Genomic DNA, 21,175 nt, shown 5'->3' on the forward strand with positions numbered 1-21,175 from the left:
TCAATCTTTAATACGGTATTCGGCAGAACGCGCATGCGCAGTCAGGCCTTCGCCACGGGCCAGCACGGATGCCACACGGCCCATGCGGTCGGCACCTTCGGGACTGAAGCCGATCAGGGACGAACGCTTCTGGAAATCGTACACGCCCAGCGGCGAGCTGAACCTTGCGGTGCCGCTGGTGGGCAGTACGTGATTCGGGCCGGCGCAGTAGTCGCCGAGAGCCTCGGCGGTGTGGCGGCCCATGAAGATGGCGCCGGCGTGGCGGATGTCGTCCAGCATGGCCTGCGGGTCTTCCACCGACAGCTCCAGGTGCTCAGGAGCCACCCGGTTGGATACCTCGGCGGCTTCCTTCAGGTCGGCCACCTGGATCAAGGCGCCACGGCTGGTCATGGAGGTGCGTATCATGTCTTCGCGCTCCATGGTCGGCAGCAGTTTGTTGATGCTGGCTTCCACGGCATCGAGGAAATCCCCGTCCGGGCTGACCAGAATGCTTTGCGCCTGCTCGTCGTGCTCGGCCTGGGAGAACAGGTCCATGGCGATCCAGTCCGGGTCGGTGTTGCCGTCGCAGATCACCAGGATTTCAGACGGGCCTGCGATCATGTCGATGCCGACCACCCCGAAGACTTCACGCTTGGCCGTGGCCACAAAGATGTTGCCCGGGCCAACGATTTTATCCACGGCCGGCACGGTCTCTGTACCATACGCCAGCGCACCCACAGCCTGGGCACCACCCAGGGCAAAGACGCGATCCACACCGGCGATGGCGGCCGCCGCCAGCACCATGTCGTTCACCACGCCATCAGGCGTTGGCACCACCATGATCAGCTGGCTCACACCGGCCACCTTGGCCGGAATCGCGTTCATCAATACAGACGACGGGTACGCGGCCTTGCCACCCGGCACGTACAAACCGGCCCGGTCCAGCGGCGTCACTTTCTGGCCCAGCACGGTGCCGTCTTCGTCTTCGTATTGCCAGGACTGCTGGTTCTGCCGTTCGTGGTAGTCCCGAATGCGCTCGGCGGCTTTCTCCAGGCCTTCACGCTGGTCCTGGGGAATCTTCTCCAGGGCAGCCTGCAGCCGGTCCTGGCTGATTTCCAGCTCGGCCATGGAGCTGACTTTCAGCCGATCGAATTTCTCGGTGAATTCCATCACCGCCGCATCGCCACGGGTTTTCACTTCATGCAGGATATGCCGCACCGACTCGTTCACCTGATGGTCAACACTGTCATCCCACGCCAGCAGCTTGGCCAGCGCACTGTCAAAGTCGCTCTGGGAGGCATTCAGTCTGGTGATCTTGTCGGTCATAACTTTAATCCTGCATGTGGATTGTTTGCTTAAAAGTGTGCCGGTTTGTCCGCCGGCACTTTCGGAATACTGCCAAGATGCCTATTACTCTGGGAGTAGCCGCCGTCAGGGAGGACCTTCCAAAAAGCGCTCCTGCGGCACGTCCATGTGGCGCTTATGCTCCGCCATCCATGGCTCCGCAAATTTTTGGAAGGCCCTCCCTGACAGCGTCTGAGCTACAGAGTCGGCAAAAGCCCTTGGGTAGGCCTTTCCAAAAATTTTGAGGGCCAAGGATGGCCCGAAATAAGCGCACATGGATGTGCTTGTAGCGGTTTTTGGAAAGGCCTACCCAAGGGCTGACAGCACCCAAACCAAACGGGAAGCCTTACTCCGGGGTCCGCCGTTTTTCGACTGCAGCCGCCATCTTCTCGATAATCGGATTAATCTGCTCATGCTTCATCTTCATCGAAGCACGATTCACCACCAGTCGACTACTGATGTAATCAATAAGTTCCCGAGGCTCAAGACCATTGGCCTTCAAGGTATTGCCGGTATCCACAATATCGACAATCTCATCCGCCAGATTCAAAATCGGCGCCAGCTCCATCGCCCCGTAAAGCTTGATGATGTCCGCCTGCCGGCCCTGGGCCGCGTAATAGCGGCGGGCAAGATTTACGAACTTTGTGGCCACCCGGATCCGGCCGGCCGGCGGATTGACGCCTTTCTTGCCGGCGGTCATCAGCTTGCAGCGGGAGATGTTCAGGTCCAGCGGCTCGTACAGGCCTTCACCGCCGTGTTCCATCAATACGTCTTTGCCGGTTACGCCCAGATCGGCACCGCCATATTGCACATAAGTCGGCACATCTGTGGCGCGAATAATCAGGATACGCACGTTCGGATCGGTGGTCGGGAACACCAGTTTGCGGGACTTTTTCACGTCGTCGACCAGCTCGATGCCGGCTTCGGCCAGCAACGGCAGGGTTTCTTCGAGGATGCGTCCCTTCGACAAGGCAATGGTAATCGTGTCTGTCATGGGTCTTTCCGGGTTCCCGTTTGTCGGTTTACGCAGGCAGGCGGCGGATACTGGCGCCCAGCAGCTGCAATTTCTCTTCAATACACTCGTAGCCGCGGTCAATGTGGTAAATACGGTCCACGATGGTGTCGCCGTCGGCTACCAGGCCGGCGATGACCAGGCTGGCTGAAGCGCGCAGGTCGGTGGCCATGACCGGGGCACCGGTCAGATGATCCACGCCTTTTATGATGGCCGCGTTACCCTCCAGGGTAATATCGGCGCCCATGCGGATCAGCTCCTGCAGGTGCATGAAGCGGTTTTCAAAAACCGTTTCCACGATGGTGCCACTGCCCTCGGCCACGGTGTTCATGGCCGCGAACTGGGCCTGCATGTCGGTCGGGAAAGCCGGGTATGGTGCGGTACGCAGGCTCACGGCTTTCGGGCGCCGGCCTTTCATGTCCAGCTCGATCCAGTCCGGGCCGGTGGTGATGTGGGCGCCGGCTTCCTCCAGTTTCAGCAGGACCGCTTCCAGAATGTCTTCGCGGGTGTCTTTCAGTTTCACCCGGCCACCGGTGGCGGCCGCGGCCACCAGATAGGTGCCGGTTTCAATCCGGTCCGGCAGTACTTCGTGGTGGCAGCCGTGCAGGCGCTCTACCCCATTGATTTCAATGGTGGCGGTACCATGGCCCTTGATGTCCGCGCCCATGGCAATCAGGCACTCGGCCAGATCCACGATTTCCGGTTCGCGGGCGGCGTTTTCCAAAATGGTTTTGCCCTCGGCCAGGGTGGCGGCCATCAGCAGGTTTTCGGTGCCGGTCACGGTCACCGTATCCAGGAAAATGTGCGCACCTTTCAGGCGTCCATTGGTCTTGGCGTTGATGTAACCATTCTCAACGGTGATTTCCGCGCCCATCATTTCCAGTCCATGGATGTGCAGATTCACCGGCCGGGTGCCGATGGCACAGCCACCAGGCAGGGATACCTGCGCTTCACCAAAATGCGCCACCAGCGGGCCCAGCACCAGGATGGAGGCGCGCATGGTTTTCACCAGCTCGTAAGGCGCGTGGAAGTGCTTGATGGTGTTGGCGTGTACTTCCACCGACATTTTTTCGTCCACCATCAGCTCAACGCCCATGCGCCCGAGCAGCTCGATCATGGTGGTGACGTCGTTCAGGTGCGGCAGGTTGCCGATACTGACCGGTTCATCCGCCAGCAAGGTGGCCGCCAGAATCGGCAGGGCCGCGTTTTTGGCGCCGGAAATACGGATTTCGCCATCCAGGGGCCGGCGGCCCCTGATCAGAAGTTTATCCACAATAATCTGTCCTGTTCGGTTCAGGCGTTGGCCTGTCGCTCGGCCCACTCGCTCGGGGTGAAGGCTTTGGGGTGCAGAGCGTGAATGGTGCCGTCCATCACATACTGGAACAGCGCCTTGTTGATCATTTGCTGCCGTTTGATGGTGGGCAGACCTTCAAACACGTCACCCACAACCACGACCATGTAATGGCTGCCATCGACCTGTGCCTCAACCTGGCAGTCAGGGAAGGCTTCTTTGACCAGTTCGGTAACCTGGGCGGCGTCCATAGGAAATCCTCAAATGTCTTGAAATCAGGGGCGGAATTGTACCCAATTCGGGGGCGGCGGTCAGCCGTGTGATGCAAATCCGGGGATCTGGTCATCCAGATTGCTGAGCGCGGCCAGGGAGACCAGCCGCTGGCCGGCTCCCCGGAACGTCAACTGGCGCTGATGGCGGCCAGCCAGTCGCTGCCAGCACAGCAGCATGGAAAGCACCGCGCTGTGGGCGGTTGCCAGGCCGGAGAGGTCGACAACCAGGGCGCCGCTCGCCTGGCGAATCAGGCGCTCACCCTCGGCGCGCAGGGGCATAACGTTGTCGGCATCCACCTCGCCGGACACCGTCAACACCTGGCCATCGAGTGTTACCCGGGGGGCCGGGCTACTCATGATTCGTCCATTTCCTTTTCCAGGTTGAGCGATTCCACCGCATCGCCCCAGCCATCAATCACGGTCTGAATCTGACCACGGTTCTGCTCCATCTCCTGGGCGAAGCGGTCCCGGAATGCCAGACCAATATTGACCCCTTCAACAATCACATTCTCCATCAGCCAGCGACCTTCACCGGTCTTGTACATGGAATAGGTGATGGCGTAGCGATTGCCGTCCGAGGACGTCAGCTGCATCTGCACCGAAGCGCGGTTACTGTTGTCTGGCAGGATCTCCACGTCCTGCACCGCCATTTCAAAGTTATCGGATTCCACCAGCGCCTGGGCGTAAGCGTCGAACAGGCTGCGTTTGAAGCGTTCGACAAAATCGTCACGCTGTTCCGGCGTGGTCTGGCGGGCATAGCGGCCCATCACCCGGGCGGCGATGCGGCGGAAATCAACGAACTCGTCCAGGGTTTCTTCCATTAACCGGTAAAAGGCCTGAGGATCTTCCTCGAACAGGCCCTTTTCTTCGGTCAGCTTTTGAACCAGTTTCTGGGTATTTTCATCCACATACACCCGCAACTCTTCTTCGGCGCTGGCGCGGGCCTGGCCGGCGGCCAGCACCAGCATGGCCAGAATCAGTAAAACTCGTGCTTTAAGTGCGCGCATGTTGGTCTCCTTGGTCAGGTTGTCCGGTTCCGTTCTGCCTCATCGGCCGGAAGCAAAGTTACTGATCAGCCGCTCCAGATTCATGGCCGACTGGGTCGAATAAAAGGTATCACCCGGTTGCAGCGACTCCATATCACCGCCCACCGAAACATCAATATACTGGTCACCCAGCAATCCGGATGTGCGGATGACGGCGGCACTGTCAGCGGGGATGTTGTCAACGTCCGCATCAATGGCCATTTTCACCCTCGCCTGGAAGGTTTCCTTGTCGAGCGTCACCGATTCAATGGTGCCGATGGTCACACCGGCCATGGCCACCCGGCTCCGGGGTGCCAGACCACCGGAATCGTTGAAGTTGGCATACAGCGTGTAGCGGTCGCTGGTGGCCTGCGGCGACAGGCCGCTGACCTGCAGCGCCAGGAATAACAACGCGGCCAACCCGGCAATCATGAACAGACCGACGATCACTTCAATACTTCTGTTGCCCATGGCAGGCTCCCTGAATAACTTGGTCAGAAATCACCAAACATAACGGCGGTCAGCGCGAAATCCAGCCCCAGCACCGCCAATGATGAGTAGACAACGGTTTTGGTGGTGGCCGAACTGATGCCGGCCGAGGTCGGCAGGCAATCATACCCCTGGTACACCGCAATCCAGGCACAGACAAACCCGAATACCACGCTCTTGACCAGCCCGTTGAGTACGTCATCAACGAAGTCCACCGAGCTTTGCATGTTGCCCCAGTAGGCACCGTCAAACACGCCCAGCCATTCCACGCCCACCAGCATGCCACCCCAGATACCCACGACGGTGAAAATCACCGCCAGCACCGGCATGGCGATAAAGCCGGCCCACAGCCGGGGCGCTATCACCCGGCGCAGCGGGTCCACCCCCATCATTTCCATGCTGGAGAGTTGCTCGGTGGCTTTCATCAGGCCAATTTCGGCGGTCAACGCCGACCCCGCCCGGCCGGCAAACAACAGCGCCGTGACCACCGGCCCCAGTTCCCGCACCAGCGTGAGCGCAATCATCTGGCCAATGGCCGATTCGGAACCGAAATCACTGAGAATGGTGTAGCCCTGCAAGGCCAGCACCATACCGATGAAGAGCCCGGATACCACCACAATGGCCAGCGACAGTACACCGACTGAATACAACTGTTGCACCAGCAGGGGAAAGCCCTTGATGGGCCGGGGCACCCCCATCAACACACCGGCCAGAAACCGGCCGGAACGGCCCAGGGAAGCGACCACCGCAATGCCCTGGCGGCCCAGGGCGGCGAGTTTATCGGTCATGCCCCACCTCCTGTCAGGCCAAAATCTGAAGCAGCGCCGGCCACCGGGTAATGAAACGGCACCGGGCCATCCGGCTGGCCATTCAGAAACTGCTGAACCCGCTCGGACGGATGCTCACGCAACTGGTCCGGTGTGCCCTCACCAATCACCTTGCCATCCGCAACAATGCAGGCATAGTGGCAGATACTGAGGGACTCGGGCACATCGTGGGACACCAGCACGCTGGTCAGCCCCATGGAGCTGTTAAGGTCCCGGATCAGCTTGACCAGCACACCCATGGCGATCGGGTCCTGCCCGGTGAACGGCTCGTCATACATGATCAGCTCCGGGTCCAGGGCAATGCTGCGAGCCAGCGCCACGCGCCGGGTCATGCCTCCGGACAGCTGGGCGGGCATCAGGTCCCGGGCGCCACGCAGGCCGACGGCCTCTAGCTTCATCAACACGATATCGCGGATCATGTCTTCCGGCAGGCGGGTGTGCTCGCGCAGCGGGAAGGCGACGTTCTCGTACACACTCAGGTCCGTAAACAGCGCGCCGCTCTGGAACAGCATGCCCATTTTCTCCCGCAACCGGTACAGGGTCTTGCGGTTAAGCTTCGGGACGGGCTGCCCGGCCACCATCACCTCGCCGGAATCCGGCTTGAGCTGGCCACCAATGAGCTTGAGCAAGGTGGTTTTACCAGTCCCGCTCGGGCCCATGATCGCGGTGATTTTCCCCCTGGGAATCTGCAGGGACACACCATCGAAAATGCGCCGGCCGGAGCGGGAAAACACCACATCCGTCAACGTTATGTAGGCAGAAGATTCCATAATCCATCCTTTCCGGGGAGCGGCTACAGTATGACAAGCGCCGGCCAAGCTCAATTACCCGATGATAAAATGTCGATATTGCAATGCAGATTCACTGGCCACGACGGGAATCCGGCCGGGCAGAAGTGATATACTGCCGCCCTGACACCGGCACCGGGTCTCTCCGGGCCTCCCTCACGGAACCAGCATACAGTCGGCCAAGATGACAGATTCAAACGCTCCGGCAAACCGGGATTTTTGCGCCTCCGCGCTGCGCGCCATTCGTATTGAGCGCGAAGCCATCGAAGCACTTGAACACCGGATCAACGGTGATTTCAGCCGCGCCTGCGAGGTCATTATGGCCTGCAAAGGGCGGGTTGTGGTCACCGGCATGGGCAAATCCGGGCACATTGGCAACAAGATTGCCGCCACGCTGGCGAGCACCGGGACACCGGCATTCTTTGTCCACCCGGGCGAAGCCAGCCACGGCGACATGGGCATGATCACTTCACAAGACGTGGTGATTGCCATCTCCAACAGCGGCAGCACCGGTGAAGTCGTCACCATTCTCCCCCTGATCAAACGGATGGGGGCACCACTGATCAGCATGACCGGCAACCCGGACTCGGTGCTGGCCCGCGAAGCCGTGGCCAACCTGGATGTCAGCGTCGCCACCGAAGCCTGTCCGCTGGGCCTGGCCCCCACTTCCAGCACCACCGCCACACTGGTGATGGGCGATGCTCTGGCGGTGGCACTGCTGGAAGCCCGGGGATTCAGCGCCGAGGATTTCGCTTTCTCTCACCCCGGCGGCAGCCTGGGCCGGCGCCTGCTGCTGCATGTTTCCGACATCATGCACACCGGTGACCAGATTCCCTCGGTACCCGAAGACACCACCCTGAGCGGCGCCCTGCTGGAGATCAGCCGCAAGGGCCTGGGCATGACCACAGTCGTGGACAGCAAGGGTAACCTGGTGGGCGTTTTCACTGACGGCGATTTACGCCGCACCCTGGACAAATCCCTCGACGTGCACACCACGCCCATCCGGGACGTGATGACCCGCAAGGGCACCACCATCGAGGCGGACCATCTGGCTGCCGAGGCACTGAACCTGATGGACGAGCTAAAGATCAACGCCCTGCCGGTCACCGACAGTGACGGCCGTCTGGTGGGCGCCATCAACATGCACGACCTGCTACGCGCCGGCGTGATTTAACAGGCTTTGCGAGAGGTTATCCGACATGAGCGCCCTGACACCGCCACTGGCCGAACACTGGAACCACAACCTGCTGGAGAAGGCCGCCAATATTCGCCTGATCGCCCTGGATGTGGATGGCATCATGAGCGACGGTCAGCTTTACTTCAGCGCAGGCGGCGATGAAACCAAAGCCTTCAACATTCTTGACGGCCTGGGACTGAAACAACTGATGAACGCCGGCATTACCGTCGCGGTGATCACCGGCCGGCGCTCACCGCTGACCGAAAAACGCATGGCCGACCTGGGCATCCCCCACCTGATGCAGGGCCGGGAAGATAAAAAAGTCGCCTTGCTGGAGCTGATTGCCGACAAGAACCTGCGTCCGGAGCAGATCGCCTACATGGGTGACGACCTGCCGGATTTACCGGCGCTGAACTTCGCCGGCCTGGGCATTACCGTGCCCAACGGCTACTGGCTGGTGCGCCAGCAGGCCGATTACTGCACCCGTGCCGCCGGCGGCGCAGGCGCGGTACGGGAGGCCTGTGATCTGATCCTCTGGGCCCAGGGCCAGTTGGGGCACGCCCTGGCCCGCTACACGGCCGAACAGCCATGATCCGCAAGGTATTCATCCCCCGATCCAGCGCCGACGCCTGGGCCAGAACCCTGGCGCTGATTGCCGTTATCGCCGCCACCCTGTTTCTGATGTGGCAAAGTGAAGAGCGCGATACCGGCAACCCGGAAGCGGAACAACTGCGCGGCCCCTCCGAGCCGGACAGTTTTGTGGTGGACAGTCATTACCGGGCCTTTGATGAACAGGGCAGGCTCGAGATTCGCCTGACCAGCCCACGCATAGAGCAGTTCGAAAATGATAACCGGGCCGAGCTGCAGGCACCGATTGCCCGGGTTTTCAGCGAACAGTCACCGGAACCGTGGATAATCGAAGCGGATGAAGGTAGCCTGCTGCAAGCACGGGGGTTGCTGCACCTGAACGGCAACGTACTGGTCACTCGCACCGCGCCGGCGGGCGAAACCACCCTGGCCACAGAGGCGCTGACCCTGAACGACAATGACAGCACGGTCTACACCGACCAACCGGTGACCATCAACGAGCCATACGGCACCACCCGGGCCACCGGCATGAAGGCCTGGATCGACGAACGCATACTGGAACTCAACTCGCAGGTGGAAGGGCGTTATGAAACCCTCAGGTAAGCACTTACTTCTCTGGCCTGCCCTGCTGGCAGCGTTATTCACAACCGGCCAGGTCGCGGCATTTGATCCGGACTCGGACCACCCCATCCGGGTAACCGCCGATTCCGCGCGGCTGGACGACAGCCAGGGCACCGCCGTTTACACCGGTGACGTGCAACTGGTGCAGGGCGAAGCCATCCTGGAAGCTGAACGTGTCGAGCTGCAGCGCAACGAACAGGGCATCCAGCGAATCGACGCCACGGGCTCGCCGGCCCACTACTATCAGCCCGCCCGTGGCAAGGAACAGGCCACCGATGCCTGGGCCCTGAACATCACCTGGTCCGCCGAGGACAGCATTGTCACCCTGGAAAAACAGGCCCGCATCGAACAGGGCGAAAACGAATTCCGGGGTGACATTATCCATTACGACACCGCGCACCGGGTGGTGACGGCCGAGGGCGGACGCACCGAAGAAGGCGATTCCGGCCGGGTGGAGATGGTTATCCAGCCACGCAATTCCGAGCAATCCGACAACGGGACAGGTTCTGATGGCAGTTCTCAGGGCCAGTAATCTGGCGAAAAGCTACAAGCAAAAGAAAGTGGTGATCGATGTCTCCCTGGAAATCCGTTCCGGGGAAATTGTTGGCCTGCTCGGGCCCAATGGCGCCGGCAAAACCACCTGTTTTTACATGATCGTCGGCCTGGTGCCCTCGGATCATGGCCGGGTAACCATCGACAACAAGGACATCACCCCCCTGCCCATGCACGGGCGGGCCCGCAAGGGCATCGGCTACCTGCCCCAGGAAGCATCGGTATTCCGCAAGCTGACCGTGCGGGATAACATCATGGCCATCCTGGAAACCCGCAAAGAACTCAAACGGGCGGACCGGGAAGCCAAGCTCGAGGAGTTGCTGGAAGAATTCCACATCACTCACATCCGCGACAGCCTGGGCATGGCCCTGTCTGGTGGCGAGCGTCGGCGGGTGGAAATCGCCCGGGCACTGGCCATGGAGCCGGCGTTCATTCTGCTCGACGAGCCGTTCGCCGGGGTGGACCCCATCTCCGTCAGCGATATCAAGCACATCATCCGCCACCTGCGGGACAAAGGTATCGGCGTATTGATTACCGATCACAACGTGCGTGAAACCCTCGATATCTGCGAGAATGCCTACATCGTGTCCGGTGGCCATATCATCGCCTCCGGCAACGCCGAAGCCATTCTGGCCAACCAGCAGGTGAAAGAGGTGTACCTGGGCAACGAATTCCATCTGTAACCCATTCACGCTGGCCTTTAGTCGAGGCCCGATTGTTTTGCCGGTCGGCAAGCAGTAAACTCGGCAGAAAAATTGCTTACATTTTTCCCGGTGTAACTCCAGGCGCAACGTGGATCGTTCGTTTTCGCTGGGATGTCAATCAGTTATGGATGCCTAGCCATGGTTATGAAAGCGTCTTTACAGCTCAAGATGGGCCAGAGCCTGACCATGACGCCTCAGTTGCAGCAGGCGATACGGCTGCTGCAATTGTCGACGCTGGATCTGCAGCAGGAAATCCAGCAGGCCCTGGAATCCAACCCCATGCTGGAAACCTCAGAAGACGACGAACAGAACGAGACCGCCGAGGGTAACGAGCAGAACAGCGACTCCGATAACGATCAGGAGCCCACCGCCGCCGATACCGCCTCGGCTGAGTCTGCCAGCGACTGGGACGAGTCGGAAAACGGCCCGGACTGGTCCTCGGAAAATGACATCCCGGACAACATCCCCGATGATCTTCCGGTCGACACCGCCTGGGACGACATCTACCAGTCCGCACCGGCGCCCGCCCCCAAGGGCGATGACGACAACGACCACGACTTCGAAACCCGCAACTCCGCCACCGAAACCCTGCAGGACCATCTGGAATGGCAACTCAACCTGACGCCCATGAGCGAGCGGGACAAGGCCATTGCCCATGCCCTGCTCGATGCCGTGGATGATCGCGGATACCTGACCGCCACCATCGAGGACATCCATGCGGGCCTGGCCGAGGACGCCGACGACGACCCACTGGAACTGGATGAAGTGGAAGCGGTACTGCACCGCCTGCAACACTTCGACCCGCCCGGCGTATTCGCCCGGGACCTGCAGGACTGCCTGCTGATCCAGCTGAACCAGCTGCCACCGGAGACCCCCTGGCTGCGCCAGGCCCGCCAGGTGGTCACTCAGTTCCTGAACCTGCTGGGCAACCGCGACTACGCCCAGTTGCTGCGCCGCAGCCGGCTGAAAGAGGATCAGTTAAAAGAAGTGCTGGCGCTGATCACCAGCCTGAACCCTCGCCCGGGCGACATGATTGACCAGGCCGAGCCGGATTACGTCATTCCCGATGTGATCGTGCGCAAGCACGAAGGCCGCTGGCGGGTGGAACTGAACCCGGAAATTGCCCCGCGCATACGGGTCAACGCCAGCTATGCGGGCCTGATTCGCCGGGCCGACAGCAGCGCCGACAACACCTACCTGCGGGACCAGTTGCAGGAGGCCAAATGGTTCATCAAGAGCCTGCAAAGCCGCAACGAGACCCTGCTGAAGGTAGCCACCCGAATTGTTGAGCACCAGCAGGAGTTCCTGGAGTACGGCGACGAGAAGATGAAACCGCTGATTCTCTCGGACATTGCCCAGGCGGTGGAAATGCACGAATCCACCATCTCCCGGGTGACCACGCAAAAATACATGCACACACCCCGAGGCATCTACGAGCTGAAGTACTTTTTCTCCAGCCATGTCAGCACCGCCGAGGGCGGGGAATGTTCCTCCACGGCAATTCGTGCGATGATCAGGAAACTGATTGCCGATGAAACCCCGAAAAAGCCGTTGAGCGATAGCAAGATTGCGACCATGCTTAAAGAGCAGGGCATTAATGTGGCGCGGCGTACCGTGGCCAAATACCGGGAGGCAATGCACATTCCTCCCTCTAACGAACGCAAACGACTGGTTTGATATTCCAACAAGGAGACGCCAATGCAAATCAATATTTCAGGCCACCACGTGGAACTGACTCCCGCACTGAAAGACTATGTGAACACCAAGTTCGAGAAGCTGGAGCGTCACTTTGACCACATCAGCAACTGCCAGGTCACCCTGGAAGTGGAAAAGGTCCGCCAGATCGCGGAAGCCACCCTGCACGTTGTCGGCGGCGAAATTCATGCAAAGGCTGAAAACGAGGACATGTACGCGGCCATCGACGGCTTGATTGACAAGCTCGACCGGCAGATCCTCAAGCACAAGGAAAAGAACGTTGACCGGGCACACGGCAACGGCAAGCACTGAACAGACACCGGCTTACCGGCTGTTTCAACTGATCGAGCTGCGGCGGGGAAAACCAGCCGCAGCCTTTTTTTATACGGAAACGCAGTCGATCCATGAGCGATAATTCCCTGACCATCGACAACATTCTGGCGCCGGAGCTGACACTGTGCCAGGTGCCGGCGTCCAGCAAGAAACGCGTTCTGGAGAACATCGCCGAGCGCATTCACTTCCAGGACCAGACCCTCAGTGAAACCGACATTTTCAACAGCCTGGTTTCCCGCGAACGTCTTGGCAGCACCGGCATCGGACAGGGCATCGCCATCCCCCATTGCCGGCTGGACGGGCTGGACCGGGTTATTGGCGTGCTGATGACGCTGGCCGAGCCGGTGGACTTCGACGCCATCGACAACCAGCCGGTTGACCTGACGTTCGCCCTGGTGGTGCCCAAGGAGGCCACCAGCGAACACCTGGAACTGCTCAGCCAGCTGGCTGAAAAGTTCAACGATGGCGCCTTCTGCCAACGGTTGCGTGAGTGTACCGACAGCGAATCGCTGTACCGCGCCATGCGCGAGGGCAACCGGTAACGTATTTGCTGTACAGGAGAGACTGCCATGAAGCTGATTATCGTCAGCGGCCGATCAGGGTCGGGCAAGAGTACGGCCCTGCACGTGCTTGAAGACCTTGGATTCTACTGCATCGACAACCTGCCCATTGGCCTGTTGCTGCCCCTGGCCCGGGAAGCGGCCACCCAGGAAGCGCCCGGCCGGCTCAAGCGCATGGCCGTCAGCATTGACGCCCGCAACCTCTCCGGCGAACTGGCCAATTTCGAGCAGATTTACAACCAGTTGCGTGACATCGGTGCCTCGGTGGACATTGTCTACCTGGATGCGGCAGAAAAATCCCTGCTCCAGCGTTTTCACGCCACCCGTCGCAAGCACCCCCTGAGCGACGAAAACACCTCGCTGCGCGAAGCCATCGAAAGCGAAAAAGCCCTGCTTGAACCGCTGTCTAAACTGGCGGACCTGTATATCAACACTACCGGGCTTTCCATGTACGAGCTGCGCGACATGGTGAAACAGCGGGTGGTGGGCCGCAAGGATCAGGAACTGGCGTTGCTGTTCCAGTCATTCGGCTACAAGCACGGCGTGCCCATGGACTCGGACTACGTGTTCGACGTGCGCTGCCTGCCCAACCCCTACTGGGACCACAGCCTGCGCAAGTACACCGGCACCGACCAACCGGTCATCGAGTTTCTCGAACGGGAACCGGTCACCGCCGACATGGTGGCCGACATCAGCCGCCTGCTGACCAACTGGCTACCGGCCTTTGCCGACAGCAACCGCAGCTACATGACCATTTCGGTGGGCTGCACCGGCGGCCAGCACCGTTCTGTTTATGTCTGTGAACAACTGGGCCGGCATTTCCGCGAGCATTACCGTAATGTGCAGGTGCGCCACAGCGAGCTGCCCCACCTTCAGGCCCGCGGAGAAATCTGAATTCATGCTTTGCCGTCCGATTACCATCATCAACAAACTGGGCCTGCACGCCCGTGCCACAGCCAAGCTGGTGGCGACCGCCTCGGAATTCGACAGCGAGGTGAAGTTGCGGGGCAAGGGCCGCGAGGTAGACGCCAAGAACATCATGCAGGTGATGATGCTGGCCGCCAGCCAGGGCACCGAAGTGGAGCTGGTGGCCGACGGGCCCGATGAACAGGCGGCCATCGATGCCCTGACCGCCCTGATTGACGACTATTTCGGAGAGGGCGAGTAAACGCTCCGATTTCGTCATTCACCTACAATCGTTTCTGACCTGTGTGGGCTAACTCCGCTATAATGCGGGAGTTTTCTGATAGCAGGTACGCTCCATGACCGATATTCTGGAAAAAAGCCAGGCCAAACAGCGGCTCCGCTCCCTGAGCGAAGCGCTCGACAGCGGCGCACTCAAGCAAGTCTCGCGCATTCTGAACGGCGGCCTGAGCCCCAGTGATATCGCCCACCTGCTGGAATCTTCCCCGCCCCGTCAGCGGGCCTTGCTGTGGAACCTGGTCGAGAAAGACCTTGAGGGCGAGGTTCTCCAGTACCTTAACGATGACATCCGTGCCTATTTCCTGAGCCAGCTGAACGCCCAGGAACTGGCCGATATCATTGAGGATTTCGAGTCGGACGATCTGGCCGACTTGCTGCAACAGCTGCCGGACACGGTGATCCAGGAAGTGCTGGACACCATGGACGAACAGGATCGCCTGCGGGTAGAGGAAGTGCTCTCCTACCCGGAGGACACCGCCGGCGGCCTGATGAACACCGACACCATCACGGTGCGGCCGGACATCAGCATTGATGTTGTGCTCCGTTACCTGCGCCGGCACCGGAACCTGCCACCGACCACCGACAGCCTGATTGTGGTCAGCCGGCGTGATGAATTCATTGGCGTGCTGCCCATTACCCGCATTCTGGTCTCCAACCCCGCCGCCACGGTGCGAGAGGTCATGGACACGGACATCGAGGCGATACCGGTGACCATGTCCGACAGCCAGGTCGCCACCATGTTCGAGCGCTATGACCTGATTTCCGCGCCGGTGGTGAACGAGGAAAACCGGCTGCTGGGCCGTATCACCATCGATGACGTGGTGGATGTTATCCGCGAGGATGCGGACCACTCGTTGATGAGCATGGCCGGTCTGGATGAAGACGAGGACACTTTTGCCCCGGTCTGGAAAACCACTCGCCGGCGTGCGGTGTGGCTGGGTATTAATCTGATTACCGCGTTTACTGCTTCGGCGGTAATCGGTCTGTTCGAGGCAACCATCAGCAAAGTGGTAGCTCTAGCCGTGCTGATGCCTATTGTCGCAAGCATGGGCGGCATCGCCGGCAGTCAAACTCTGACCCTGGTGATCCGGGGCATGGCGGTGGGCCAGATCAGCGCCACCAACGTGGGCTGGCTGCTGAACCGGGAATTCGTGGTAGGGGCACTGAACGGCCTGTTCTGGGCTGCGGTGGTGGCCACTGCCGCCGCCATCTGGTTCCAGGATATGATGCTCGGCGCGATCATTGCCGCCGCCCTGGTGATTAACCTGCTGGCCGCCGCGTTTGTCGGCACCATGCTGCCCCTGACTCTGAAAAAACTGGACATTGATCCAGCCCTGGCCGGAAGCGTTATTCTCACCACGGTGACTGATGTGGTGGGCTTTATGGCGTTTCTGGGGCTGGCCACCATTTTCTACGCCTGAGATTTTTCATGACCGACCAACACAACGACGCATTGAACGAAGAAGACCTTGGCCCCAGCAAATCCCAGATCAAACGGGAAATGCACGCGCTGCAGGAGGTGGGCAAGCGTATGCTGGATCTGAGCGATGAACAGCTTGATGCCCTGCCTGTCAGTGACACCCTGCGGGCGGCCATTGTGGAATCCCGCCGCATTCGCAAACACGAGGCCCGTCGCCGGCATCTGCATTATGTGGGCAAGGTGTTGCGTAGCGAGAATGACCCGGAGGCCATCGAGCGGGGGCTGGATGCGTTTGTTGCCGGCAGTGAGGAGCATACTCGCCGGCATCATCTGGCGGAGCGCTGGCGCGACCGGATGATCGAGGAAGGCGACAAGGTGGTGGGCGAGTTTATCGATTATTGTCCGGTTGCCGACGTGCAGCATTTGCGTAATCTGGTGCGTAATGCGCGCAGGGATGTGGAGAAGCAGAAGAATACGGGGCAGGCGCGGAAGTTGTTTCGGGCTTTGCGGGAGTTGGTGGACGAAGCGGAACAGTAACACCACAGCAAAGAGCCAGTGGGGTAACGCCTTCCAAAACTGTCTGCAGCCAGGGATGGCTGCAGTCAAGCCCTACAGGGATGTACTCGCGCGGCGTGTTTTGGAAGGCGTTACCCCACTGGCGCCACCTCGGATTGGCGTTCGAGCAGTCGGGCAGACCTTTCCAGGACACGCTTTAAATACTTCCCTGTAACGCTCGAGCTCCGCCATCCATGGCTCCGCACGGTCCTGGAAAGGTCTGCCCGACTGCTCTATCAAACTTTTAAGTTAGCCGTCTGTGCTCCCAGACTGGCATGCGTTCGCGGATTTTCTTCAGCTTTTCGTTATCCAGCTCTGAGATGACCACGCCGGGGCCCTCGTCGATTTCGTTTACGACTTTACCCCAGGGGTCGCAGATCAGGCTGTGGCCGTAGGTTTTGCGGCGGCTGCTGTTCTGGCCACCCTGCCCCGGAGCGACGACCCACACCTGGTTTTCGATGGCCCGGGCGCGGATCAGGGCGTGCCAGTGGGCATCCCCGGTTTGCCAGGTGAAGGCACTGGGCAGGCAGATCCATTCGGCGCCTTTTTCCCTCAGGGCGCGGAACAGTTCGGGGAAGCGCAGGTCGTAGCAAACGGCCACGCCGAGTTTGCCGGCGGGGGTGTCGACCACGACGACTTCCTCGCCTGGTTCGAAGGTGTCGGATTCGCGGTACTGGCCGTGGGCGTCTTCCACCATGGCGTCGAACAGGTGGATTTTGTCGTAGCGGGCCACTTCTTCGCCCTGGTCGTTGTAAACCAGGCACACGGCCCGTACCCGGCCGTCAAGCGGGCTGCCATCCGGGCGTGTGGCCATGGGCAGGGAGCCGCCCACAATCCAGAGTCCATGTTTTTTCGCCTGTTCCGAAAGGAACCGGCGGATGACGGGCTGGTCACCGGATTCTTTTTCGCCGGCTTCGAGCATCTGGCCGGTGGCCAGTACGGCAAAGTTTTCCGGTAGTATGGCGACTTTGGCTCCGCGCCCGGCCGCTTCCTGCAGAAGCCTCCCGGCTTCTTTCAGGTTGTCGTCAATGTGCTTGGTGCTGACCATCTGTATTGCTGCAACCTGTGTCATCCACGGACTCCTTTTTATTCGGTGTCAAAAACGCCACGCAGGTCCACCTGCGGATCGCTCCAACTGCCTGTGACATCGTAGGTGGCGCTGGTGAGCCGGCTCAGCGGGTCACCCAGCAGTTTATCCAGTACGAACAGCGCGCCGCCTACCGGCGCGCCCGCACCAAACAGCACGGCCGCCAGGGGCAGGTTCTGGGTGACCGGTAAGACCACCACCAGGCGCATATCCAGGGATTCGTCGGCCATGTCAGTGGACCCGCTCAGTTTGAACGCGCCGGATGGCCCTGCCAGCTGCAGTTCCGGATCCAGGGTGACCAGACCGTCGTTGATCGCGGCCTTGCCGGAGATGGCGTCAAAAGCCACACCGGCCTCGTAAAGGTCGGAGAAATCCAGTTGCAACCGACGCCACAGGGTATCGGTATTGAGCAGGTTAAACACCCGGAACAACTGCGCCGAACTGTTCTGCTCGAGAATAACACCATCGTCGAGCCGGGCGCGAACATTGCCATTCAGGCAGCGGATGTCGATGTCATTGGGCCCGCCGGGCCAGTCCAGGTCCAGCTCCAGCTGTGTTTCAGCGTTGTTGATCGGGATCGGGCTTCCGGTCAGGGCTTCAATATCCCGCAACGCTCCACCGGTCAGGTCGCCCTGGAAGCGGCTGGTCTCACGCCCTTCAACAACCGACCAGAGCAGGTTCCCCCGCAATACCAGGGAACCCAGTTGACCCCGTATGTCCTCGACATTGAGGCGATCGGTTTCCGGGCGCATGGCAAAACGCCAGCTGCCGGCCTGATCGTCGCCCAGAAACAGCCGGGCGATGCTCACATCGACATCCGGCCACTTGCCAATTTCCAGCGCCCGGAAGGCTTCCAGCTGCTCGTCGAGGGTGAGTAACTCCACCTCTTGCCGTGACCGGCTTTCACCTTCCCGGCCCAGGTGCAGTTCCTGCAGATCGGCCCGAATCAGACCGCCATCGATGGGCAGTTCAAAACGGCCTTTCGCCCTTTCGGAATCGGTATGGACCACCCAGCGGTCCCCCAGGTCCAGGGCAGTGACGTTGATGCGGCCCAGCTCGTGACCGGCCAGGCGGAGTTTTTCCAGAAGCAGATCAAAGCCCGATGCGGTCCACTGGAAATCAAAATCAAGCCGGTCCTGCCATTGGCCGGCCAGTTGAATGCCATCTTCTGCAAAGGCGTCCAGTGTGGCATTCAGCTCGGTGGCCTGCCCGGCGGTTTTCCCCAGCGGCTCGGGCCAGTCAATCGCCAGCCCGGTGAGGTCGGACCAGAGCAAGACTTTGGGCTCGGGGTCTTTACCAAGCCGGATCCGGGCACGGTAATCCAGCGTGCCACTCAGGTTGAGAGTGCGCGCTTCGTCCAGGCCCTGCTGCCAGAGGAAATCCGGCATGGGCAACCGGCCACTCTGGCGAACATCCAGCGTCTCGCCGCTGTCCGCCGTTGCCATCCGTATCGACACCGGCTGCCCGAAAAACCTCGCGGTTACCGGACCACCGGAAAACCCGTCGCGGGTATGGTATGTGATATCACCGGTGATCCTGCTCCAGCTCAGTCCCGTTTCGGGCAAGGTGAAGCGGCCATTGTCGGTTTGTGCGCGCACCCGGACCACCGGCTCGGTGCCTTCGGCCATGGGAATATCCAGACCCAGTGCCAGGCGAAAATCACCCTCCACTCCGGCTTCCTGCAGTGTCTGACCACCCCACTCGCCCAGGGGCGTATTGGCCAGCCACCACGAAACGTCCTCGCCAGTGGCCTCCGGATCGGCCTTCACCCGCAGCACGGACGGCGCATCCCCCTGTCCCGGCTGCAGCGCCACGGTCACCGGCCCGGTTTCCAGGCCGCCGACCCGGCCTTTATTCAGGTTGATCAGCGCCGACTCGTTGTGCACCTGGACCCTGCCGGCCACGCCGGTGGCCTCCGGCCAGCCGGGATCGTACTTTACCTGTCCGTCTTCGAACTCGTACCACATGCTGGAGGTGAACGAGCCATTGGGCGCATCCCGGTCTATTCGGCCGTGGCCATAATATTCACCGGCAATCACCCGCCCGCCGCGGATACTCTCCGTGAGCCATTGGTAAAGGCCCTCGTTGACCACCCTGGCGGGAACAAATTCACCAATGCGACTGGCGTCGGCGTTTTCAACCCCCACCCGCAGGCCCAGGTTGTCCTCGCCTTGTTTGTCCAGGCGTAAATCAAAAGCGCCGGTGAGCCGGGTATTGTCCCGATAGGTCATGCCCAGGTTGTCGGCGTAGACCCGGGTAATCGGGCCATCCATCTGCCAGGTTACCCGCCCCGCCGGTTCCCGGAACTGCCAGTCTGTGTTGAACAACTGCGGGAAGCCAAGGGTAACGGGGTGCGCGCTATCCAGTTCGATAAAACCGCCGCCGGCATCCAGCTTCAATCGACCATGAACGCCCTGCCCGCCAGGCGCGCCGTCCCAGGCCTGCACGCCCACGTTTCGCAAGCGGGCGCTTAGTCGAAACTGCCGGATCTGTTCGGGCAGGTGCAGGTACAGGTCATCCAGGTAGCCGGTCGGGCGATAGTTCTGCAGCGCCCGCACCGCCGGTGCAGGCAATAGCGGCAGTGACTGGGCTATCCTTCTGAGCGGTGCAATGGCCAACTGGTCGGCAACCAGCGCCAAAGCCCCCGGCTGGTGCTGCAACCTCAGATTGAATGGCTTGACCAGGGTGTCACGCCAGGCCCACTGCAGGTTCTCCAATACCAGCGCTTCGCCTGGCCGCCAGCCAAACCGGGCCCTGATGTTTTCAAGCGGCGCCAGTGACTGCTGCCGCGCACCCAGTTGCAGATAGGGCGTGTCCAGCCGCCCCTTGAGCTCCGCCAGTGCTCCATGCTCGAAGGTAAACCAGGCCTGGCCGCCCAGATCAAACCCCTCAACCCGGATTCCCCGCCAGCTCAAATCGTCCACCAGGCCATCAAACAGCCGGCCGGAAGCCACATCCAGATACACCTGGCCGGTGAAATCCCCCCGGAAAAAGTGCTGGCCGACCAGGGCGAAGCTGGCCAGTTCCCGGGACGTACCACTCTGCATGGCCCGGCCACTGGCCTGGAACAATCCCCGGCGATAAACCAGATCAAGTTGTGGCAGGTAGAAATCCCGCAACTGCTCCGGGCTGTCGCCCACCGATACATCAACCCGGGTAATCCGGGCCTGAGGGTCGGACAACCATTGTCCGGCCAGTTCCAGCCAGTCGGGTTGTTCACCGGATTCGGTGAACGGCGACAGTTCTTCCGCCGTCTCTTCAACCGGAAGCTCGCCGGGTTTAATGAGGGTCAGGGCCAGCCCGTCCGCTTCCAGGTCTTCAAAGACCAACCGCTGGCGATGGAGTGATGACCAGAAATCCAGACGCAGGCGGAGGTATTCCAGTCTGGCGTTGAGGGTGGCGCTATCCGGTGTCCGCACCTGCAGGTTGGAAGCAATGACGGTGGGGTCCAGCCAGTTCCAGCGGGAGTCGAGCTGGCCGATGCGCACATGGAGGCCGGTCTGCTCGGACAGGATGTCCTCGAGCTCGCCCTTCCATGCGTCAATGTGGCCGGTCAGCTGCCGGCCAATGGCCGCGTACAGCGCCAGCAGCACCAGAAAAACCAGCAGGGACCACCAGACCAGGCTGGCGAGCCGCGACAGCAACCGTGGCAT

Annotated in this window: 23 protein-coding genes; 12 read left to right on the forward strand and 11 right to left on the reverse strand. The window is 60.7% G+C overall.

The window, feature by feature from the left end; all coding sequences use genetic code 11:
• From hisD to BMZ63_RS01165, 9 genes are all read right to left on the reverse strand, one after another.
• Complete coding sequence (hisD, locus tag BMZ63_RS01120) at positions 1 to 1,305, reverse strand: histidinol dehydrogenase (protein WP_091700519.1); 1,305 nt, start codon at positions 1,303 to 1,305, stop codon at positions 1 to 3.
• Positions 1,306 to 1,669: 364 nt separating this feature from the next.
• Positions 1,670 to 2,317: an ATP phosphoribosyltransferase gene (gene hisG / locus BMZ63_RS01130; protein WP_091700521.1), complete on the reverse strand. Its 648-nt coding sequence runs from the start codon at positions 2,315 to 2,317 to the stop codon at positions 1,670 to 1,672.
• A gap of 28 nt (positions 2,318 to 2,345) precedes the next feature.
• Positions 2,346 to 3,608, reverse strand: a complete 1,263-nt coding sequence (gene murA / locus BMZ63_RS01135; protein WP_091700523.1) for a UDP-N-acetylglucosamine 1-carboxyvinyltransferase — start codon at positions 3,606 to 3,608, stop codon at positions 2,346 to 2,348.
• 20 nt (positions 3,609 to 3,628) lie between these two features.
• Positions 3,629 to 3,877, reverse strand: coding sequence for a BolA family protein (locus BMZ63_RS01140; protein ID WP_091700525.1), 249 nt, complete (start codon positions 3,875 to 3,877; stop codon positions 3,629 to 3,631).
• Positions 3,878 to 3,937: 60 nt separating this feature from the next.
• Positions 3,938 to 4,255 (reverse strand): STAS domain-containing protein, encoded by a 318-nt coding sequence (locus tag BMZ63_RS01145; RefSeq protein WP_091700527.1) that lies wholly within the window; start codon positions 4,253 to 4,255, stop codon positions 3,938 to 3,940.
• Positions 4,252 to 4,905, reverse strand: a complete 654-nt coding sequence (locus BMZ63_RS01150; RefSeq protein WP_091700529.1) for an MlaC/ttg2D family ABC transporter substrate-binding protein — start codon at positions 4,903 to 4,905, stop codon at positions 4,252 to 4,254. The genes BMZ63_RS01145 and BMZ63_RS01150 overlap by 4 nt, the downstream gene beginning before the upstream one ends.
• A 39-nt stretch (positions 4,906 to 4,944) precedes the next feature.
• The gene (mlaD, locus tag BMZ63_RS01155) at positions 4,945 to 5,394 is read right to left on the reverse strand and encodes an outer membrane lipid asymmetry maintenance protein MlaD (RefSeq protein WP_091700531.1); all 450 of its coding nucleotides are present in this window, start codon (positions 5,392 to 5,394) and stop codon (positions 4,945 to 4,947) included.
• A 23-nt stretch (positions 5,395 to 5,417) separates the two neighbouring features.
• Positions 5,418 to 6,200, reverse strand: a complete 783-nt coding sequence (gene mlaE / locus BMZ63_RS01160) for a lipid asymmetry maintenance ABC transporter permease subunit MlaE (RefSeq protein ID WP_091700533.1) — start codon at positions 6,198 to 6,200, stop codon at positions 5,418 to 5,420.
• Complete coding sequence (locus BMZ63_RS01165; RefSeq protein ID WP_091700535.1) at positions 6,197 to 7,009, reverse strand: ABC transporter ATP-binding protein; 813 nt, start codon at positions 7,007 to 7,009, stop codon at positions 6,197 to 6,199. Before BMZ63_RS01165 ends, mlaE begins: the two co-directional genes overlap by 4 nt.
• A 202-nt stretch (positions 7,010 to 7,211) precedes the next feature.
• Between BMZ63_RS01165 and BMZ63_RS01170 the strand changes: the two genes are divergently transcribed.
• From BMZ63_RS01170 to yjgA, 12 genes are all read left to right on the forward strand, one after another.
• Positions 7,212 to 8,201, forward strand: a complete 990-nt coding sequence (locus tag BMZ63_RS01170) for a KpsF/GutQ family sugar-phosphate isomerase (RefSeq protein WP_091700537.1) — start codon at positions 7,212 to 7,214, stop codon at positions 8,199 to 8,201.
• 25 nt (positions 8,202 to 8,226) lie between these two features.
• The gene (locus BMZ63_RS01175) at positions 8,227 to 8,796 is read left to right on the forward strand and encodes a KdsC family phosphatase (RefSeq protein WP_091700539.1); all 570 of its coding nucleotides are present in this window, start codon (positions 8,227 to 8,229) and stop codon (positions 8,794 to 8,796) included.
• Positions 8,793 to 9,395 carry an LPS export ABC transporter periplasmic protein LptC gene (gene lptC, locus BMZ63_RS01180; protein WP_091700540.1) on the forward strand — a complete coding sequence of 201 codons (603 nt, stop codon included), beginning with the start codon at positions 8,793 to 8,795 and terminating at the stop codon, positions 9,393 to 9,395. Before BMZ63_RS01175 ends, lptC begins: the two co-directional genes overlap by 4 nt.
• The gene (gene lptA, locus BMZ63_RS01185; RefSeq protein WP_091700542.1) at positions 9,379 to 9,945 is read left to right on the forward strand and encodes a lipopolysaccharide transport periplasmic protein LptA; all 567 of its coding nucleotides are present in this window, start codon (positions 9,379 to 9,381) and stop codon (positions 9,943 to 9,945) included. Before lptC ends, lptA begins: the two co-directional genes overlap by 17 nt.
• Entirely contained in the window at positions 9,923 to 10,648 is a 726-nt protein-coding gene (gene lptB, locus BMZ63_RS01190; RefSeq protein WP_091700543.1) for an LPS export ABC transporter ATP-binding protein, read from the forward strand. The genes lptA and lptB overlap by 23 nt, the downstream gene beginning before the upstream one ends.
• Before the next feature lie 165 nt (positions 10,649 to 10,813).
• Complete coding sequence (locus tag BMZ63_RS01195; protein ID WP_091700937.1) at positions 10,814 to 12,346, forward strand: RNA polymerase factor sigma-54; 1,533 nt, start codon at positions 10,814 to 10,816, stop codon at positions 12,344 to 12,346.
• A gap of 21 nt (positions 12,347 to 12,367) precedes the next feature.
• A complete protein-coding gene (hpf, locus tag BMZ63_RS01200; RefSeq protein WP_091700545.1) occupies positions 12,368 to 12,676 on the forward strand; it encodes a ribosome hibernation promoting factor in 309 nt (102 codons plus the stop codon).
• A 92-nt stretch (positions 12,677 to 12,768) separates the two neighbouring features.
• A complete protein-coding gene (gene ptsN, locus BMZ63_RS01205; protein ID WP_091700548.1) occupies positions 12,769 to 13,239 on the forward strand; it encodes a PTS IIA-like nitrogen regulatory protein PtsN in 471 nt (156 codons plus the stop codon).
• 27 nt (positions 13,240 to 13,266) lie between these two features.
• Entirely contained in the window at positions 13,267 to 14,151 is an 885-nt protein-coding gene (gene rapZ, locus BMZ63_RS01210; protein WP_091700550.1) for an RNase adapter RapZ, read from the forward strand.
• Positions 14,152 to 14,155: 4 nt separating this feature from the next.
• Complete coding sequence (locus tag BMZ63_RS01215) at positions 14,156 to 14,425, forward strand: HPr family phosphocarrier protein (RefSeq protein WP_091700552.1); 270 nt, start codon at positions 14,156 to 14,158, stop codon at positions 14,423 to 14,425.
• 94 nt (positions 14,426 to 14,519) lie between these two features.
• Positions 14,520 to 15,881, forward strand: a complete 1,362-nt coding sequence (gene mgtE / locus BMZ63_RS01220) for a magnesium transporter (RefSeq protein WP_091700554.1) — start codon at positions 14,520 to 14,522, stop codon at positions 15,879 to 15,881.
• Between the two features lie 8 nt (positions 15,882 to 15,889).
• A complete protein-coding gene (gene yjgA / locus BMZ63_RS01225; RefSeq protein ID WP_091700556.1) occupies positions 15,890 to 16,417 on the forward strand; it encodes a ribosome biogenesis factor YjgA in 528 nt (175 codons plus the stop codon).
• A 262-nt stretch (positions 16,418 to 16,679) separates the two neighbouring features.
• Here yjgA and BMZ63_RS01230 read toward each other — a convergent pair whose 3' ends face one another.
• Both BMZ63_RS01230 and BMZ63_RS01235 read right to left on the reverse strand, forming a co-directional pair.
• On the reverse strand, positions 16,680 to 17,507 hold the full coding sequence (locus BMZ63_RS01230) for a carbon-nitrogen hydrolase family protein (protein WP_091700558.1): 828 nt from the start codon (positions 17,505 to 17,507) through the stop codon (positions 16,680 to 16,682).
• Positions 17,508 to 17,521: 14 nt separating this feature from the next.
• Entirely contained in the window at positions 17,522 to 21,175 is a 3,654-nt protein-coding gene (locus tag BMZ63_RS01235) for a YhdP family phospholipid transporter (RefSeq protein ID WP_091700560.1), read from the reverse strand.

Source organism: Marinobacter persicus (genome assembly GCF_900114155.1).
Taxonomy (GTDB): domain Bacteria; phylum Pseudomonadota; class Gammaproteobacteria; order Pseudomonadales; family Oleiphilaceae; genus Marinobacter; species Marinobacter persicus.

Coding starts and splice junctions, on each gene's coding strand:
- hisD (WP_091700519.1), bottom strand. CDS start 1,305: ATGACCGACAAGATCACCAGACTGAATGCCTCCCAGAGCGACTTTGAC.
- hisG (WP_091700521.1), bottom strand. CDS start 2,317: ATGACAGACACGATTACCATTGCCTTGTCGAAGGGACGCATCCTCGAA.
- BMZ63_RS01140 (WP_091700525.1), bottom strand. CDS start 3,877: ATGGACGCCGCCCAGGTTACCGAACTGGTCAAAGAAGCCTTCCCTGAC.
- BMZ63_RS01145 (WP_091700527.1), bottom strand. CDS start 4,255: ATGAGTAGCCCGGCCCCCCGGGTAACACTCGATGGCCAGGTGTTGACG.
- BMZ63_RS01150 (WP_091700529.1), bottom strand. CDS start 4,905: ATGCGCGCACTTAAAGCACGAGTTTTACTGATTCTGGCCATGCTGGTG.
- mlaD (WP_091700531.1), bottom strand. CDS start 5,394: ATGGGCAACAGAAGTATTGAAGTGATCGTCGGTCTGTTCATGATTGCC.
- mlaE (WP_091700533.1), bottom strand. CDS start 6,200: ATGACCGATAAACTCGCCGCCCTGGGCCGCCAGGGCATTGCGGTGGTC.
- BMZ63_RS01165 (WP_091700535.1), bottom strand. CDS start 7,009: ATGGAATCTTCTGCCTACATAACGTTGACGGATGTGGTGTTTTCCCGC.
- BMZ63_RS01170 (WP_091700537.1), top strand. CDS start 7,212: ATGACAGATTCAAACGCTCCGGCAAACCGGGATTTTTGCGCCTCCGCG.
- BMZ63_RS01175 (WP_091700539.1), top strand. CDS start 8,227: ATGAGCGCCCTGACACCGCCACTGGCCGAACACTGGAACCACAACCTG.
- lptC (WP_091700540.1), top strand. CDS start 8,793: ATGATCCGCAAGGTATTCATCCCCCGATCCAGCGCCGACGCCTGGGCC.
- lptA (WP_091700542.1), top strand. CDS start 9,379: ATGAAACCCTCAGGTAAGCACTTACTTCTCTGGCCTGCCCTGCTGGCA.
- lptB (WP_091700543.1), top strand. CDS start 9,923: ATGGCAGTTCTCAGGGCCAGTAATCTGGCGAAAAGCTACAAGCAAAAG.
- BMZ63_RS01195 (WP_091700937.1), top strand. CDS start 10,814: ATGAAAGCGTCTTTACAGCTCAAGATGGGCCAGAGCCTGACCATGACG.
- hpf (WP_091700545.1), top strand. CDS start 12,368: ATGCAAATCAATATTTCAGGCCACCACGTGGAACTGACTCCCGCACTG.
- ptsN (WP_091700548.1), top strand. CDS start 12,769: ATGAGCGATAATTCCCTGACCATCGACAACATTCTGGCGCCGGAGCTG.
- rapZ (WP_091700550.1), top strand. CDS start 13,267: ATGAAGCTGATTATCGTCAGCGGCCGATCAGGGTCGGGCAAGAGTACG.
- BMZ63_RS01215 (WP_091700552.1), top strand. CDS start 14,156: ATGCTTTGCCGTCCGATTACCATCATCAACAAACTGGGCCTGCACGCC.
- mgtE (WP_091700554.1), top strand. CDS start 14,520: ATGACCGATATTCTGGAAAAAAGCCAGGCCAAACAGCGGCTCCGCTCC.
- yjgA (WP_091700556.1), top strand. CDS start 15,890: ATGACCGACCAACACAACGACGCATTGAACGAAGAAGACCTTGGCCCC.
- BMZ63_RS01230 (WP_091700558.1), bottom strand. CDS start 17,507: ATGACACAGGTTGCAGCAATACAGATGGTCAGCACCAAGCACATTGAC.
- BMZ63_RS01235 (WP_091700560.1), bottom strand. CDS start 21,175: ATGCCACGGTTGCTGTCGCGGCTCGCCAGCCTGGTCTGGTGGTCCCTG.